This is a genomic window from Gimesia maris (genome assembly GCF_008298035.1).
Taxonomy (GTDB): Bacteria; Planctomycetota; Planctomycetia; order Planctomycetales; family Planctomycetaceae; genus Gimesia; species Gimesia maris.
This window is the reverse complement of the sequence record NZ_CP042910.1, coordinates 6,952,756-6,970,707: the sequence shown is the minus strand read 5'-3', so window position 1 is coordinate 6,970,707 and position 17,952 is coordinate 6,952,756. Positions and strand designations below refer to the sequence as shown.

Annotated in this window: 14 protein-coding genes; 13 read left to right on the top strand and 1 reads right to left on the bottom strand. The window is 51.4% G+C overall.

Annotation, left to right across the window (positions count from 1 at the left end; genetic code table 11):
* Window positions 1-24: 24 nt before the first annotated feature.
* A complete protein-coding gene (gene mazG, locus GmarT_RS25895) occupies window positions 25-963 on the bottom strand; it encodes a nucleoside triphosphate pyrophosphohydrolase (protein WP_002644659.1) in 939 nt (312 codons plus the stop codon).
* A gap of 108 nt (window positions 964-1,071) precedes the next feature.
* Between mazG and GmarT_RS25890 the strand changes: the two genes are divergently transcribed.
* The 13 genes from GmarT_RS25890 (at window position 1,072) to GmarT_RS29635 (ending at window position 17,952) form a co-directional block, all read left to right on the top strand.
* Window positions 1,072-1,584 carry a hypothetical protein gene (locus GmarT_RS25890; RefSeq protein ID WP_044236596.1) on the top strand — a complete coding sequence of 171 codons (513 nt, stop codon included), beginning with the start codon at window positions 1,072-1,074 and terminating at the stop codon, window positions 1,582-1,584.
* Window positions 1,585-1,622: 38 nt separating this feature from the next.
* Window positions 1,623-2,639, top strand: coding sequence for an alpha/beta hydrolase family protein (locus tag GmarT_RS25885; protein ID WP_002644661.1), 1,017 nt, complete (start codon window positions 1,623-1,625; stop codon window positions 2,637-2,639).
* 249 nt (window positions 2,640-2,888) lie between these two features.
* Entirely contained in the window at window positions 2,889-5,870 is a 2,982-nt protein-coding gene (locus GmarT_RS25880) for an anaerobic glycerol-3-phosphate dehydrogenase subunit C (protein WP_002644662.1), read from the top strand.
* Window positions 5,867-6,121 carry a MoaD/ThiS family protein gene (locus GmarT_RS25875; protein ID WP_002644663.1) on the top strand — a complete coding sequence of 85 codons (255 nt, stop codon included), beginning with the start codon at window positions 5,867-5,869 and terminating at the stop codon, window positions 6,119-6,121. The genes GmarT_RS25880 and GmarT_RS25875 overlap by 4 nt, the downstream gene beginning before the upstream one ends.
* 36 nt (window positions 6,122-6,157) lie before the next feature.
* Window positions 6,158-6,592 carry a molybdenum cofactor biosynthesis protein MoaE gene (locus GmarT_RS25870; protein ID WP_002644664.1) on the top strand — a complete coding sequence of 145 codons (435 nt, stop codon included), beginning with the start codon at window positions 6,158-6,160 and terminating at the stop codon, window positions 6,590-6,592.
* Window positions 6,593-6,685: 93 nt separating this feature from the next.
* The gene (moaA, locus tag GmarT_RS25865; RefSeq protein WP_002644665.1) at window positions 6,686-7,687 is read left to right on the top strand and encodes a GTP 3',8-cyclase MoaA; all 1,002 of its coding nucleotides are present in this window, start codon (window positions 6,686-6,688) and stop codon (window positions 7,685-7,687) included.
* A 27-nt stretch (window positions 7,688-7,714) separates the two neighbouring features.
* Complete coding sequence (locus GmarT_RS25860) at window positions 7,715-8,884, top strand: aminotransferase class V-fold PLP-dependent enzyme (protein WP_002644666.1); 1,170 nt, start codon at window positions 7,715-7,717, stop codon at window positions 8,882-8,884.
* A 490-nt stretch (window positions 8,885-9,374) separates the two neighbouring features.
* Window positions 9,375-11,078, top strand: a complete 1,704-nt coding sequence (locus GmarT_RS25855) for a GspE/PulE family protein (protein WP_002644667.1) — start codon at window positions 9,375-9,377, stop codon at window positions 11,076-11,078.
* Between the two features lie 403 nt (window positions 11,079-11,481).
* Complete coding sequence (locus tag GmarT_RS25850) at window positions 11,482-12,600, top strand: type IV pilus twitching motility protein PilT (protein WP_002644668.1); 1,119 nt, start codon at window positions 11,482-11,484, stop codon at window positions 12,598-12,600.
* 75 nt (window positions 12,601-12,675) lie between these two features.
* Window positions 12,676-14,382, top strand: coding sequence for a GspE/PulE family protein (locus GmarT_RS25845; RefSeq protein ID WP_002644669.1), 1,707 nt, complete (start codon window positions 12,676-12,678; stop codon window positions 14,380-14,382).
* Between the two features lie 67 nt (window positions 14,383-14,449).
* Entirely contained in the window at window positions 14,450-15,712 is a 1,263-nt protein-coding gene (locus GmarT_RS25840) for a type II secretion system F family protein (RefSeq protein WP_002644670.1), read from the top strand.
* 240 nt (window positions 15,713-15,952) lie between these two features.
* Window positions 15,953-16,873: a prepilin-type N-terminal cleavage/methylation domain-containing protein gene (locus tag GmarT_RS25835; protein ID WP_002644671.1), complete on the top strand. Its 921-nt coding sequence runs from the start codon at window positions 15,953-15,955 to the stop codon at window positions 16,871-16,873.
* Window positions 16,874-16,908: 35 nt separating this feature from the next.
* A complete protein-coding gene (locus GmarT_RS29635; RefSeq protein WP_002644672.1) occupies window positions 16,909-17,952 on the top strand; it encodes a type II secretion system protein in 1,044 nt (347 codons plus the stop codon).

Below are 17,952 nucleotides of genomic sequence, written 5' to 3'. Positions count from 1 at the left end.
CAGGGGTCCCGCGAAACTGATCGATCAGACATCGCGTTTTTCCTGCAGCTTGACTGCCTGGTAGATCTGTTCCATTTCCTGCAGGGATGCTTCCTGAATCGAACCACCGGTCCGCTCCAGTTCCTGTTCAATTTTCTGCACGCGCTCTTGAAACTTGCTGTTGCTTTTTCGAAGCGCTTCTTCGGGATTGATCTTCCAGCGGCGGGCGATATTGGCGACGACGAACAGAATGTCTCCCAGTTCCCCTTCCACGCGTTCACGCAGCTCCGGGTCAGCGAGTTCCGTGTCAGCAACGATCTCCGCCTCCACGGTGGCCGGCGTATGAGGAATCTGACCGTCGGGAAAAATTTCGTCCGCCAGTTCCTGAATTTCTTCCCGGAGTTTATCAAACAGCATGTCGCGATGCGGAAAATCGTATCCCACTTTGGCAGCTTTTTCCGCCACGCGTGACGCCCGGGCTAATGCCGGTAGTGCCGCAGGCAGGCCGTCAAAAATCGAACGTCGCTGCTTTTCCTGTTCCTTAATCTGGTCCCAGTTGCGACGCACCTCATCCGGTGTCTCCGCGGCAACATCCCCGAACACATGCGGATGGCGTTCGATCATTTTCTGAGTCAGTCGATCGACGACGTGCGTCAGATCAAATCGACCTTCGTCGGCGGCAATCTGAGCGTCGAGTACAATCTGCAGCAGAAGATCCCCCAGTTCTTCAATGATATGTTCATCATTGCCTGAATCGATGGCTTCCAGCAGTTCGTAGGTTTCTTCCAGCGTATAAGGCTTGATCGTCTCCAGTGTCTGTTCCCGATCCCACGGACAGCCTTCCGGTGAACGCAGACGGGCGATTACATCGCAAAGCTTTTCAAATGCAGGGGTTAGGATGCTATAATCGGGGGGAATTCCCGGCAGGGGATCTCCCGCGCCAGTGGGACCAGCAGGCTGTGATTGATAATCAGATTCTGTCATATGTTCGACCGGTTGATTCACCTGTGAGCGGTTATCGTGTAGGATTAAGGTATCGTAGCGAATTTACTTCGTTCTGAAAATTCACAATAAAAATGAGAGGCCGAAATCATGAGTTTTCTCAGGAATCGTTTATTAACTGTCTGTATGCTGCTGCTGACATCTGTGGCAGTTGCTGAGGCGCAACAGGCTGATGAAAAGGACGCAGGCGCTACTGAGCAGGCGCAGCGGGAACAAAAACTGGAACAGCAGATGAGCGGGGCAACGCTGGTCGGGCATTTCAGTGTCGATGGAAAACAGAACGGCAAACCTCCCCGCGAAGAACGCTATGAGATTGCGTCCATGAAAAAACTGCAGGGAGATCAGTGGCTGATCACTGCCCGTATTAAATACGGCGATAATGATGTTAACGTCCCGATGCCTCTGAATGTTTTCTGGGCAGGCGACACCCCCGTCATTTCTCTGACCAACATGACCATTCCGGGTCTGGGTACCTTCACATCTCGCGTGATGTTCTTCGAAGGCCGCTACGCCGGTACCTGGCAGCATGGTAAAGTCGGCGGAAATCTCTGGGGCAAAATTGAATACGCCGAACAGAAATCAGAATCGCAGGATGAGAAATAAAAACCGTGACGTATCAAAGAACTGAGGAAATTGCATCCATGTCAAAACTTGTATTGTTCGCTCTCTTCGTATCCGGGATTTGCGCTTTGAATCCGGAAAACCTGTCAGCAGCGGAAAACGTCGCTGAGGCAAAACAGAAACCGGCAAAGCTGAAGCTCATCAAAGTCAAAAGCAGTCTGGATGACAGCTTGCAGCCTTCCATGTTCTGGGCGCCCGCTTCGGCAAAAACCACTCCGACACCACTGTTTGTCTTCCTGCATTCCTGGAGTGGCAATTATAAGCAGAACAATGCGAAGTGGCTGCAGGAAGCAGAACAGCGTGGCTGGATTTATCTGCATCCTGATTTTCGGGGCGTCAACCAGCAGCCCGAAGCCTGTGGATCCCGACTGGCGCGACAGGATATCCTGGACGCCATCGAATATGTCATCAAACACTACAACGTAGACCAGTCACGTATTTATCTGGCCGGTTCTTCGGGAGGCGGACACATGACAATGCTGATGGCCGGTCATCACCCTGATCGTTTCTCAGCCGCTTCCGTCTGGGTGGGCATCAGTGATCTGGCAGAGTGGTATCGATTTCACCTGAAAGATGGTGTGCCCCAGAATTATGCCCGCATGATTTTAAAATCGTTGACTGACAAGCCGGGTACTTCAGAGGAGATCGATGTGCAGTACCGCGATCGTTCTCCTTTATTCTGGATCGACAATGCTACGGAATTACCCCTTGATCTCAATGCCGGTGTGACGGATGGCCAGACCGGTTCCGTTCCTTTCACGCATACAATTAATGCCTTTAATGTTCTGGCGAAACAGAACCAGACAGCCCCTGTGACTGAGGCTGAAATAGAGCAGCTGTGGAATCAGGGCACACTGACAAATCCTCAAGTCTCCGATCAGGAGACCGATGAAACTTATGGACGCGAAATTCATCTCCGACGTAAATCGGGCAATGCACGCGTCACGATTTTCCAGGGAGGTCATGAAGGCTTACCGGAACCTGCCTGCGAATGGCTGTCGAAACAGTCACGCGACACTTCTGGCTTCGGTAAGTAAGCCGCACAAGCATGTTGAAGTAACTTGTATCAGACTTTCTGGTGAAGCAGTGTCGACCAGGCAGGATGAATAAAGGTTACGGACTGCGTGTATTATAGGGATTCTTTCACGGCGGCAACCGAATCAACTGCTCGAAGGCTGTTTCGGTCGATTGAGTATTCAAACCGGGGACTTCAATCGCATACAATAGAACCTGCCTCAAAAACTTTTGATGTGCGTGCGAATCATTCAACCTGAGAGCCAGTAACTTTGGACCGTCAACAGCAACGAATTGCAGAAGATCTTTCCAGTCTGATTGCAGGTGATGTGCGATGCGATCCCGTTGCGTTGTCAATTTATGCCAGCGATGCCAGCCTGTATCAGGTTCCACCACTGTGTATTGCCTTTCCCCGTGATCGAAATGATCTGATCTCGATTGCCCGCTATGCCTCGGAGATGAATATTCCGATGATTCCACGCGGGGCAGGGACTGGCCTGGTCGGTGACGCCATCGGCAGCGGGATCGTCATCGACTGCGCACGCTATATGAATGCCTTTGAGTTGATCAATGATAAACTGGTCCATGTTCAGCCAGGTGTTGTGCACGCACAGTTGAATCGCTATCTGAAAACACAGGGACTCTATTTTCCCCCCGATCCCTCCAATACTGAAGTCACGACACTGGGCAGTATGCTGGCAATCGATGCCGCCGGCTCCAGGGCGATTCGCGTGGGCTCAACTCGCGACTATATCAATCGACTGGAATTGATCCTCGCAGATGGAACCTGCTTCGAAGCAGGAAATGAAAGCCTGTCGATTCTGAATCAGCCCTCTCCCATGGGGTCCGGAACGTCACTCCTGAGCGAGCCGACGCCGGAAGCGCGTGGCGAACACGCTAAACGTACGATTTTGAGTAAACTCTCCAAGCTGCTGAATGATCATGCCGCGTTAATTCAGGAGAAACAACGGTCCGGGATTCCCAACTGCAGCGGCTATTATCTCAAAGGGATTAAAAGTCGACAAAATTTGAATCTGGCACGCATGCTAGTTGGTTCGGAAGGCACGCTGGCTCTGTTCTCTTCCGCACTGGTGCATGTCTCCCCGTTACCCGCGCATCGGGGAGTGGCGCTCCTGCTGTTCGGGGATCTGGCCTCTGCCATTAAAGCTGTGCAGACCATTATTCACGAACAGCCTTCCGCCTGCGATCTTCTGGATCGGCGTCTGCTCTCCCTGGCCCGCGATGCAGATCCCCGCTTTGCTTCCCTGATCTCTCCTGCAGCCGAAGCGGCATTGCTGGTCGAACAGGTGGGTTTCAGTGATGCGCAGGTCCAGCAGCGACTGCATAATGTGATTCTCGCTGTGAAAAATATCAATTCCCGGGTGGTTGTCGCCATGGAATCCCATCAATCAGACGAAGTCGACTTCCTCTGGTCACTGCCGCAGAAAGTGGTCCCTTCCCTCAGTCGTCTTCCGGGTGAATCACGGCCTCAACCGTTTGTCGAAGATATCGCAGTGCCCCCCGAATGCCTGTACGAGTTCTCCCAAAAAGCCCAGAAAGTCTTTCAGAAGCATCAGATTACCGCAACTTTATATGCCCATGCCGCATCCGGGCAGATTCACCTGCGTCCCTTTTTACCGGCGCTGACCGATCATAATGCACCCATTCTGGAAACCATTGCCCGTGAACTCTACCAGACGGTCTTTGCCCTGAATGGAACAATCAGCGGCGAGCACGGTGACGGACTGGCACGCACCGCCTTCATTCGTTCTCAATATGGTGATCTGTATCGCGTGTTTCGACAGGTTAAAGATATTTTTGATCCGCATAATCTGCTGAACCCGGGCAAAATTATCAACGATGATCCGCATGTCACCATTCGTAATTTAAGACCGGTTCCTGAAAAGTTCCCCGAACTGGTCGAGCTTCAGCTCGCCTGGTCACCACAGGAACTGCAGGAAGAGGCGTCACGCTGTAATGGCTGTGGTTCCTGTCGACGCCAGGATGCCGGTTCCAGGATGTGTCCCGTCTTTCGAATTGCCCCGGACGAAGAAGCCTCTCCCCGTGCCAAAGCCAATCTCTTTCGCGGACTGCTCTCCGGTGCCCTGCATCCCAATGAACTCTCCTCAGCAGAAACCAAACATCTGGCAGACACCTGTTTCAACTGTAAGCAGTGCCAACTGGATTGTCCCTCAACCGTCAACATACCCCAGATGGCCATCGAGGCTAAAGCGGCTTATGTCTCTGCGAACGGTCTTGATCATACCGACTGGATCTTGTCACGGGCCCATTCATTCGGGGCATTGGGCAGTACACTTTCGATGGCGGCGAACTGGGCGATCAATAATACGACCACCCGCTGGCTCATGGAAAAAATGATGGGCATTCACCGGGACCGCAAGCTCCCTTTCTTTTCGCGGCGGTCATTCCTGAGATCGGTCCCCAAGAAATATCTGAAACGACCTCGACCCGGCAGTGATCCGAATCTGGTCATCTTTTTTGTCGACTATTATGCCAACTATCACGATCCGGAACTGGCACATGCAATGCTGGCGGTCCTGCAGCACAATCAGATTCCCGTGTATGTCCCTCCGCAGCAGCTGGCTTCCGGAATGGCGATGGTGTCCGCCGGCGATTTGATCGCGGCGCGCAGCTTTGCGCAAGAGAACATCAAAATTCTCGCGGAATTTGCCAAAGAAGGGCATCAGATTATCTGTACTGAACCAGCAGCAGCCATCTGTCTGAAGCAGGAGTACCCGATGCTGGTGCCCGGGGAAGACAGCCAGGTGATTTCCGAACAGGTCAGCGAAGCGGGAGCATTTCTCTGGCAGTTGCACGAAGCAAACCGTTTCAGGACTGATTTTGGACCACTGGATCTGGAGCTGGACTATCATACGCCCTGTCATATCAAGGCTTTATCGTCCCGTTCGGCTTTAAATTCGCTTCTCGCTTTGATTCCTGAGCTGAGGGTGAATACAATTGAAAAAGGCTGTTCGGGCATGGCCGGGACCTACGGGCTCGCCCGCGACACCTTTGAAACCTCCAAACAGATCGGTCGGGAGCTGATCGATCACATGAAAATAACAAACGTTCATGCGGGTGTGACTGAATGCAGCAGTTGCAAAATGCAGATGGAACAGGAAAGCCGGATTCCTACCATCCACCCTCTCAAACTACTGGCACTCTCTTACGGACTGATGCCTGAACTGGGACGGGCATTGCAGCCGCAAAAGAAAAAACTGGTAGTGTCATGACAGTCCAGCAGATTCAGGTCAGGTTATTTGCCCGGGCCCGCGAATTGGCAAACAGCGATTTGATCTCGGTTGAGGTGGGGGAAGGCACAACGGTCGCCTGCCTGCGACAGGCCATCGCCGAACAGGTTCCTCAGTTACAGCCATTAAGCGGGCAGCTTCTGATCGCCGTCGACAATGCCTACGCAGGTGAAGACCAGTTGCTGTCGGCTTCACAGGAAGTCGCCTGCTTCCCACCGGTCAGTGGTGGCTGAATTGAAACGTATTAACTGGTATTTTGGTTATCGATCATGAAAACAGACTCCATTTCCATAACAGATCAACCCATCGACTACGCTGCCATCACTGAGCAGGTGCGTTCCAATGAATGTGGAGCCGTTGTCCTGTTTATGGGAACCGTACGTGAAATGACCGCAGGTAAACAGACTGTCGCATTAGACTATGAGGCCTACCCGGAAATGGCTGACCAGATGATGCAGCAGTTGATCGACGAAGCACGCGACCAGTGGGACGTCCACGGGATCGCCATTGAACATCGTGTCGGGCATCTGACGCTGGGAGAAATCAGTGTGGCCATCGCCGTCAGTTCCGCACATCGCAGTGAAGCCTTCGAAGCAGGACGTTTTCTGATTGACCGGCTCAAAGAGATTGTACCCATCTGGAAAAAGGAAAACTGGTCCGATGGCACAACCGAATGGGAGCATCCGGAAATCAAGGCAAAATAAAACAGTTTCCGGTTTGAGACTGACTATAATAGGTGTAGAGAACCGGCGGGGGACAGCAGGCCGTCCTTCCCGCCTTGATCGTAAGAGGCACTGATGGAAAAACTGACTCAATTGATTGATACATTTGGACGTGTGCATAACAACCTGCGCATCAGCGTCACAGACCGCTGCAATATTCGCTGTTTTTATTGTATGCCTTCCGAAGATGTGCAGTTCGTTCATCGCAGTAAGATTATGTCGTTTGAGGAAATCGTCCGCTTCATTCGCCTGGTGGTACCGCTGGGGGTCGACAAAATTCGTCTGACCGGCGGAGAGCCCCTGGTTCGAAAAAATATTCCCGAACTGGTGAAAATGATTGCCGACATTCCCGGAATTAAGGATATCGGCATTACCACCAATGGGATCCTGCTGCCCCAGCAGGCACAGCAGCTCTACGATGCCGGCTTGCGACGGATCAATATCAGCCTGGACGCGCTGAACGCCGCCAAGTTTAAACAGATCACACGCCGCGACGATTACGATAAAGTACTGGCCGGCATACAGTCTGCTCATGACGCCGGCTTTGATCCTGTGAAAATCAATGCGGTGTCCATCCGCAATCTGACGGAAGAAGAGATCGTCCCTTTCGGAAAGCTGGCCCGTGAAACAGGGGCCGAAATTCGCTTTATCGAATTCATGCCTCTGGATGCGGATAATCAGTGGGAACGCGAGAAAGTCCTGTTCGCCCATGAAATTCAGGAGATTCTTTCACAGGGGATTATGCCTCTGGTACCGGAGGAACAGCCTGATAAAAGTGCACCTGCTTCCAATTTTGTCTTCGAGGATGGCGTGGGACGGATCGGGTTCATCTCCTCAATCAGCGCCCCATTCTGCATGAGCTGTAATCGATTTCGGTTAACCGCCGACGGGAAGTTGCGCAACTGTCTGTTCAGCCTGGAGGAAACCAACATCCGTGAGCTGTTCCACAACAACGCTCCCGACGAAGAAATCATCGCGGCGGTACGCAGCAGCATTACCGCGAAAAAAGAAGGGCATGAAATCAACACAGCACGATTCATTCAACCCGATCGCCCGATGTATTCCATCGGCGGATGAAATCTGAAAGTGGATTGAGTTTGAAACATGAGTGAGCAGCCGTTGATTTACCTGGATAACGCAGCTACCAGCTTCCCCAAGCCAGATTCCGTCTATGCTGCGATGGATGATTACAATCGAAATATAGGGGCTCCCGTCGGTCGTGGAGCCTATCGGAAATCAATCGAACTGCAGTCTTCCATCGATCAATGTCGGAAGCAAGCAGCAAAATTGCTGGGGGCAGCACGTCCTGAAGAGATCGCCTTTACCTTCAACGGTACAGACAGCCTGAATACGATTATTCACGGCGTGTTGAAGCCCGGGGATCATGTCATCACTTCCGATGTGGAACACAATTCAGTACTCCGGCCTCTACAGACATTGAAAAACCGCTGGGGACTGAAGATCACAATCATTCCCGCAGATCAGACCGGACTGGTCGAACCGACGGCATTTCGGGATGCCCTCCAAAAAAACACGCGACTGGTGATTCTCAATCATGCTTCGAATGTAACGGGGACCATTCAACCCGTGAATGAAGTTGGAGAAATCGCACGCCAGGCGGATGTGCTCTTTCTGGTCGATGCCGCGCAGACAGCCGGCCATTTGCCTCTGGATGTGTCCAGCATGCCCGTCGATTTCCTGGCATGTCCCGGTCATAAAGGGTTGCTGGGCCCGCTGGGGACGGGACTGGTTTATCTGCGTGCAGAGCTGGCTGACCAGGTCGAGAGCCTGCGGCAGGGGGGGACCGGCACTCGCAGCGAAGATGAAACACAACCGGTCACTTTACCTGAAAAACTGGAATCAGGGAATCACAACGCTCCGGGGTTGATCGGATTGCGAGCTTCTATTGAATACGTACTCAAGCAGGGAGTCTCAACACTTCGAAAGCACGAGCAACAATTAACCGCACAGCTGCTGGACGGTTTTCAGCAACTCAACAGTTTCCAACTGACTGGACCCCAGGTCGTCGAAAACCGGGTGGGGGTGGTCAGCCTGATCAGTGAAACCGCTGAACCACAGGTGCTGGCTTCCATTCTGGATGAGAATTTCGGGATTCAGATTCGGGCAGGTCTACACTGTGCACCCCGTATTCATGCCTGTATCGGTTCAAAAGCAGCCGGAGGAACGCTCCGCTTCAGTCCCGGGCCTTTTACAACAGTGGAGCAAATTGACACAACGATCTCAGCGATGCAGGATCTGGCTGCATCTTTTTAAATCAAAGTCCACTGTGACCGCTTCTGAAAACTGTTCAGTTCACACTGTTCGAAACGACTCCGTCTGCAGAAAACTCTCTCAAGTATTAGCAGTATCGTGATTTACATCCTTGACACTCTTTGATGTCTACTTCAAAATTAAAATAGCCTGTTCTGGCTGGTTATAGAGTTTTCCCGTCAACTCGATTCACAACGTGTTCCAGGGAAGTCGCTCTTGCAGCACCGGGGGCTATAAACAATTCTCGCTCGACATGTCTAACGTCTTATTTCCCCAATGACGCATTGGAAAATCAGAAAGCAGTCAACTCCGTTGATGCGGGTATGACGAACGGTTTCTGCAGTAATTGGATCTGCTGAATGGTAGAATACAAGCTGGAGTTAATATAATTTTCATAAACCAGATTTGACCGGAGTCTTGATTCCCACTGTTTGATATGGGAAAAACAGATTCCTCGCAGTTTAAAACTGATTCTATTCCGTGGAGAAATTGAATGGCCGATGATTGGATGCAACAGTTAGTAGATGATGGGTTTCTCGGTCCGGCGCAGCTGGATGAAGCCTCGAGTCTGGCCGGCTCTATGGGAATTTCCCCCGGAGAAGCACTTGTCAAGCTGGGATATGTAGGGGCCGAAGTCATTGCGCAGGCCCAGGCGTCCATGTATGGATATGAGTTTGTCGAACTGGAAGGGCTTGAAATTCCCCAGTCGGTAATCGAACTGGTTCCAGAATCCATGGCGCGGGAAAATACCGTGATTCCCGTGGGAATGGATGGGGATTCGCTGCAGATTGCACTGCATGACCCGATGAAATACGAAGTACTCGATAAACTGCGATTCATTATTAATCGTGATATTGACGTGGTCATGGCTCCGATTGAAGCGATTCAGGCCGCCATCAACCGGCATTACGGACAGAGCGAAACCGAATCTGTTGATACGATGTTGAAGGAGTTTACGGAAACTGCCATCGATATTACTGCCACCGAACTCGCCTCCTCCAGCACTGTCGCTGAAGAAGATGAGAGTGCCCCGGTGATCCGCCTGGCCAACCTGATCATCAGTGAGGCTGTGAATATGCGGGCCAGTGATATTCATGTCGAGCCCTTTGAGGACCGGATTCGCATCCGTTATCGTATCGATGGTGTACTGATTGAACGTGACAGTCCTCCCCGTCGTCTGTTGATGGCACTTGTTTCCCGATTCAAAATTATGGCGCAGATGGACATCGCAGAAAAACGTCGTCCTCAGGATGGTCGAATTAAAACCACCATTGCCGCCAAGGACTACGACTTGCGTGTCAGTATTCTGCCAACCAATCACGGACAGGCGGTGGTCATGCGTATTCTGGACCGAGATAACATCAAAGTCGGGATTCGTAACCTTGGTTTTTCAGAAGAGAACTATCGGCGCTTCCAGACGATTATTCGTCGACCGAACGGCATCTTCCTGGTAACCGGGCCGACGGGTTCCGGAAAAACGACAACTTTGTACAGTGCCCTGGGTGAGTTGAATCGTCCGGACCGCAAGATTATTACGGCTGAAGACCCGGTTGAATACTATCTGCCCGGTATCAATCAGGTAGAAGTGAAGCATAATATCGGGCTCGATTTTTCCCGCATCATTCGTGCGATGTTGCGACAGGCTCCCAATGTGATTCTGGTTGGTGAAATCCGCGACAAGGAAACTGCTGAGATGGCAATTCAAGCATCTTTGACAGGACACTTGGTATTCAGTACGCTACATACGAACGATGCGCCCGGTTCTATTACACGATTGATCGATATGGGGGTACAGCCGTTCCTCGTGGCATCCAGTGTGATGGCGGTCATGGCTCAACGTCTGGTGCGTGTTGTTTGTGGTAAATGTGTGGAGACCTATGTCCCCGATCCAGGCGAACTCGAATACCTCGGCTTTACCGAAACTCAGCTTGCTAATGCGATCCATAATCGAGGCAAGGGTTGTAACACGTGTTCACATACAGGCTACAAAGGGCGGAAAGCGGTATTTGAACTGATGATGATGAATTCCGCTATACGTGAGATGACTTTCCGCAGTGAGGCCGCACAGAACATTCGAAGGCAGGCACGCCTGCACGGCATGAAATCGCTGGCTGAGGATGCAGCAGAGAAAGCCCTGCAGGGAATCACAACACTGTCAGAAGCGATGAAGCTGGCAAAAGGTCTGGAAGGCTCATAACAGGGGGAGAAAAAGAGGTGTCAACGGGATCGTTCGTGTGAAAATCTGGTAAAACCGTTTCAGCTTTCATGGAAAGAGTTAGATCTATTTTCGTGCATTTGTTGAGTTTTACAGCAGAATACCGGATAATTAAGTCAGATACGCCCCAATAAGATGGCGATCTGATTTCAGTAAACCATTTCTAAGTCGTCTTATCTTTATTTCCTTAATTTTACTGATTTTCGTTTTACTACATTCTTGTGAGACCCGCTTGTTCAGGGAAAAATCCAGGAGCTGATTCGTTCTGGGAAATGAAATCACTCAAATCGAAGAATAATCCACACTTCTGGCGAAAACCCTCGTTCCCGCGAACGTTCGGTGATCGCTCACTTTTTAGTCAAAGAGTTTTCAGAAAGTACTTTGGATGGCAACAGTTCAAATTGACAAACTGCTGGAGACGGTCGTTAAAGAACGGGTGAGCGACCTGCATATCACCACAGGCCAGCCCCCCGTTGTTCGTGTTGGCGGGCATATGGTACGTCTGGAAACCAAAAGTCTTGAACCCGATGATACCGTCGCACTGATGAAGAGTATCACGCCTGAGCGAAATCAGCAGGAACTGCAGGAGGTCGGAGGGACTGACTTCGGATTCGCCTTTGGTGAGAAAGCCCGCTTCCGGGTATCGGTCTTCAAACAGCGTGGCCAGATCGGCATGGTGTTACGGCGAATCCCCAATGAGTTTCTGACATTCGAACAGCTGGGTTTGCCTTCGGTGATCTCCGATCTGCTCGAACGCCCCCGTGGTCTGTTTCTGGTCACCGGGCCGACAGGCAGTGGTAAGACAACCAGCCTGGCCAGCATGATCAATCACATGAATAATACAATGGACCATCATATCATCACGATGGAAGACCCCATTGAATATTATCACAAACATAATAAATCCACGATCAATCAGCGGGAAATCGGCGTCGATGTGCCTACCTTCCCCGAGGCCCTGCGTCGTGCTCTGCGACAGGACCCCGATGTGATTCTGGTGGGGGAAATGCGCGACCTGGAAACCATTTCCGCTGCGATTACCGCTGCAGAAACGGGGCACATCGTGTTCGGGACCCTGCATACAACGGGTGCCCAGGGTACTGTCGACCGTATTATCGACGTGTTTCCTACCAGTCAGCAGGACCAGATTCGAACCCAGCTTTCTTCGTCCATTATCGGCATCCTCAGCCAGGCTCTCATGCCGAAAAAACCAAAAGGGCTGGTGGCCGCGTATGAGATGCTGGTCGTGACGCCGGCGATTGCCAACCTGATTCGTGAAGCCAAAACCTATCGTATTAACTCCAGTATTCAGACCGGGCGTAAGTACGGGATGCAACTGTTGGATGACGCGCTGTTTAATCTCTGGCGCGATGGGCTTTGCGAGGAAAAAGATGTCGTCATGCGATCGAATAATCCAGGCGAGCTCAAAGCGAAAATCGCCATGGCCAAGAAGGGATTACTCGAAGACGATGATGACGAAGAAGATGATGATTTTGAAGATTAATGATCGGGGGCAGGGAAGCACCAGGTCGCGTCAGTCATTTCGGAAAGAAAAATCAAACTGAAAAGGTAGACATACATGGCAGCGAGACGCCTTGGTCAAATCATGGTCGATCTGGGATATATCTCAGAAGACCAGTTATGGGATATCCTGGAAGAGCAGAAGCAGAGCCCGGGTGAAGTCATCGGTCAGGTCGGCATCCGCATGGGGCTGGTGACTGATGAGCAGGTCACACAGGCGCTCGCTGAGCAGTGGGGGATGCCCGTCATTGAGCTGGAAGAGACTAATATCCCTTCCAAGGTGCTCGAACTCGTGCCGGAAACGATGGCCTCTATCTACAAGATTATGCCGGTCTCGCTGAAAGATGGCGTCCTCACCGTCGCCATGGCGGATCCCCAGAATGTGGCCGCGCTGGACGACCTGCGTAACTTTCTCGGGTATGATGTCCGGGGAGCGGTTTCCAATCTGAATGATGTGGAAGGGGCAATTGCCCGCCACTACGCCGAGCACCAGGACAGCATTGAAGACGTCATTGGCGCCATGGAAGACGAACTGGGTGATGACAAGACTAAAAATGTCTATGACCTTTCTTCTGCCGAAGAAGTCGCCGATGCTGCTCCGATTCGAAAACTGTTAAATATGGTGATGCTGCTGGCGATCAAAGATCAGGCAAGCGACATCCACCTGGAACCGTTTGAAGACGAATTCAAGATTCGCGTGCGTGCCGATGGTGTACTCTATGAAATGGTGCCACCACCACGCCACCTGGCCAATGCCATTGTCTCCCGTGTTAAAATCATGGCAGACCTGGATATTGCTGAGCGCCGCATGCCACAGGACGGTCGTATCGAATTGAACGTCGGCGGCAATCCGGTCGACCTGCGGGTCAGCGTATTGCCTACACTGTTTGGCGAAGCCGTTGTTATGCGGGTGCTGGACCGGACCGTGGTTCAACTGGACCTTAACAAAATCGGTATGGACCCTACCACCTTGTCACGTTTCCGTGAAATGATTCACAGACCCAATGGAATTGTGCTGGTAACGGGCCCCACGGGAAGTGGTAAGACCACGACACTGTATTCCGCATTGAATGAACTGAACGTCATTGAAGAAAAAATTATTACGACGGAAGACCCCATTGAATATGATATCGACGGTCTGATTCAGGTTCCCGTCAATCCCGATATTCAAGTCACCTTTGCTTCGGTGCTGCGTGCGATTTTGCGTCACGATCCCGACCAGATTCTGATCGGGGAAATTCGCGATTTCGAAACCGCAGAAATCGCCGTTCAGTCAGCGCTGACAGGCCACCTGGTATTCAGCACGCTGCATACCAACGACGCGCCCTCGGCGATTACCCGTCTGCGCGATATGGATATTCCCAAGTTCCTCATCACCGCAACCGTGGAGGCCATTCAGGCACAACGTCTGGTGCGGACAATCTGTAAGGAATGCCGGACGGAATTTGAACCCAGTGATGAACTGTTGATGGAGCTGCAGCTCCCGATTGAACAGGCGCGACAGTACAGCTTCTACTATGGAAAAGGTTGTGCCACCTGTAATAACTCGGGCTACAAAGGCCGGACAGGCCTGTATGAACTCATGGATGTCACCGATGAAATTCGCGACCTGATTACCGAAGATGCTTCGGTGGATGATATACGCGACATGGCCCGCAGTCAGGGGATGACTACCCTGCGTGAAGCAGGGCTGAAACTGATTTTTGACGGCGTCACCACGATCGACGAAGTGGTCCGCGAAACCGTGGTGGAAGACATCGCATAATTGAGAGCCACCAGGCTCATTAACAATACAAACCATTTTTTAAGACGACTTTTGACGGAGTAACGCCATGCCGGTTTATCAATATGAGGCCATGGACAACACTGGACTCGAAGTGAAAGACACGATCGAGGCCCCTTCTGAAGCTGATGCGCAGACACTCATCAAAGAGAAGGGCTTTTTTGTTACCAAAATTGCCGAAAAAGGTCGCGGTAAGAAACAGAAAAAAGGAGCTGGTGCAAAAGCCGGTGGCGGCAGTAAAAAAGCCAGTCCCAAGAAAGGGGGCTTCTCCATCGGGGGGGTGCGGCCCAAACAGCTCTGTACCTTTACCCGTCAGCTGTCCACGCTGCAGGATGCCGGTCTGCCGATCCTGCGAAGCCTGCGGATTCTGGAAGCACAGGCCAAGCCCGGCCCGCTCAAAGCGTCTCTGGATGGCGTCATCGAAGATATTGAATCGGGGAACACACTCTCGGAAGCCATGGCCAAACAGCCGAAATGTTTTGATAACCTCTACGTCAACATGGTGAAGGCCGGGGAAGCCGGTGGTGCCCTCGAAGTCATTCTGCAGCGTCTGGCTGAGTTTAAAGAACGTGCCCAGAGTCTGAAGAAAAAGGTGCAAGGGGCCATGATTTATCCGGTTGCCGTGATCACGGTGGCCGGCCTGATCGTCGGTTTCATCATGTACTGGATCATTCCCAAGTTCAAAAAGATCTTCCTGGATTTCGGTACCGAACTGCCCGGTATTACCCTGTTGCTGATGTCAATCAGTGATATTGTTGTCTCCTACTTCTACCTCTTTCCGGCGATACCACTGGCCTTTTATATCTTTATCAAGATTGTGAGGAAGAATAAGAAGGGGGCGTTCGTGGTTGACTGGATATCGCTGCGCATACCGTTATTAGGCAAGATTATCAGTAAGTCAGTGACCGCGCGTACCTGTCGTACCCTGGGCACACTGATCGCCTCCGGCGTTCCCATTCTCGAAGCGATTATTATTGCCCGTGACACTGCGGGGAACATGGTTTTCCAGCGCGCCTTCGACACCATCTACGCCGCGATCCGCGAAGGGGAAACCATGGCGGTCCCTCTTAAAGAGGCACGCATTGTGGACGATATCGTGGTCAACATGGTGGACGTGGGTGAAGAGACCGGTGCACTGGATAACATGCTTTATAAAGTGGCTGACGTCTACGACGAAGAAGTTGCCGTACTCGTGGACGCCCTGGTGAGTCTGCTCGAACCACTGATGGTGATCGTGCTGGGGCTGATTGTGGGTTTCATCGTAATCGCACTCTTCATGCCCTTAATTAAGCTGTTGAACGATCTTTCGTAGTGTTTTGGATAGGGTGTTGCAAAATAATACAGAATATTCCCGCAAAATTGCCTGTCTGTGACGTAGTGAAATAGCAATATAGTTAACAGAGATAACAGGTTACGCGTATTATGGACATCAAGGCATGAAATTTGCCTCTATTATAATGTAGAAAACTCTCTGCTGAGTTCACTCTCAAACACAGGCAGACAGGGTTTTTCAATCTCAAACTGTAGTTCCGTAAAGAGTTAGGAGTAAACAATGAAACGTCGGCCGCCAATTACCCTCTCGGCGTCAGAGTACAGCAGGCGTGCGTTCACCTTAATCGAACTGATGATCGCAATTGTCATTATCCTGATTCTGATCGGTCTGCTTGTTCCCGCCATCGGCGCCGTCCGCCTCCGGGCACAACAGGCAAAGGTACGTTCAGAGATTTCCAATCTCGAAGCTTCTATCGCTCTTTTTAAAGGCGAATTCGGCATGGATCCGCCCAGTGGAATCATCCTCTACGAATCCGGTTCTGCTACCTGGGATCAGCGCAGTAAAGGGCTGATCCGCCAGTTGTGGCCCCAGTTCGATTTTACAGCCAATAAAGATATCAATGGTGACGGCGATGTCACAGATACGATTCTGCTGAATGCCGGCGAATGTCTCACGTTCTTCCTCGGGGGAGTCTGGGAGAAAAATGCTAATGGAAATTATATTACCTTTGGATTTTCCAAGAATCCGGCTAAGCCGTTCCTGAATCCTGGTCATACCGCGGCTGATCCGGGTTACGACTCTGATTATTCAGCACCCAATTCCGGTCGCCAGGGGCCCTTTTTTGAATTCGATAACAGTCGATTTGTTGATACAGACGGAGACAATGCTCCCGAGTATCTCGATTCCTTTCCGAGTCAGCAAACGCCTTATATTTATCTCAGTAGTTATGAGGGGCGAGGTTATCGTACCGGTGATATTACCGGTACCGGCCTGGCTGACGTTTATCGTCAGGGGGACCCGACTGTAACCCCACCCACTAACGATCCACCATACAAGCCCAAGTCATTTCAGATCATTTCGCCAGGCGCTGATTATCAGTTAGGAACTGGTGGAAATTACACTTCTGGCAAAAACCTGCCGGGCAACCGCAGTGTGGAAGCGGATAACATTACGAATTTTGTCAGTGGATCTCTGCAGTAATCACGGTTTGTTTTTAAGAAGTCAGGTTTTTTACAATGCGACGTTTAACAGCTCCACAATCTGTTCGATCTCAGCGCGGTGGTTTCACCATCGTCGAACTGATGATGGTTGTCGGCATTCTGCTGTTTCTGATTGCCACTTCTGCGTTCGTGGTGCGTAATATCGGCAACAAAGCCCGTGAAAAAGCAACCATGGCGACGATCGTCAAAGTCAACGGCCTGATGCTGAATCGCATCGAAGCCATGCGGAAAGCGCTCGACGCATCGAAGAATCAACATCAGCTCGAATCGCTGGTCGGGCAGAAATATACAGCGCTGGTGGATAACTTTGGTGGAAAATACCGCGGACTGCCCAAACCGGTTGTGGAAATTCTGGTGCGGAAAGATATTTTCCGCGAGAACCTGCCGCAGTACATCGCTGAGAATTCCGGTATCAATGCCGCCATGGATGCCCAGTCTGGTGTTTCCCCGGGAACCGCAGGAAGTCTCGGCTCCGACGCCGGTGCCAGTATCAGTTCAGAATACCTCTACTACGTTTTAACGAAACATGAAACTTATGGCGTGCCTCCTGTGGGGGAAGATTCCTTCACCACAAATGAAGTCGCCGATACCGACGGCGATGGCCTGAATGAATTTGTGGATGGCTGGAGAAAACCACTCCGCTTTTACCGCTGGCCCACACGCCTGATCAAGCCGGATGGTTCAATTATCAACCGCACCGTTGCCGGTTATTTCTTTAGCGGGCTGCCTCCTGAACCCGCTTCCGGCTTCAATGAAGCCGATCCATTAAACGTCGATGCAGATGACCCACAGGGGCGGCTTCAACACGAAAATGATCGTTCGGGAAGTATCTTAGCTCCTCTGTTTAACAATAATTCTGCTTACACTACTGGGCAATATGCCACGATGAATACCTACTGGATGCCTCTGATCATTTCTGCCGGGGAAGATGGTGTTCTCGGGCTGTATGAGCCGCACGATGAAACTAACAATGGGGTCTTGGCACAACCTGTTCTACCCATTGTGGATGGCGTATTCGATAACATCACCAATCACAATCAACGAGCCGGAGGAAGGTAA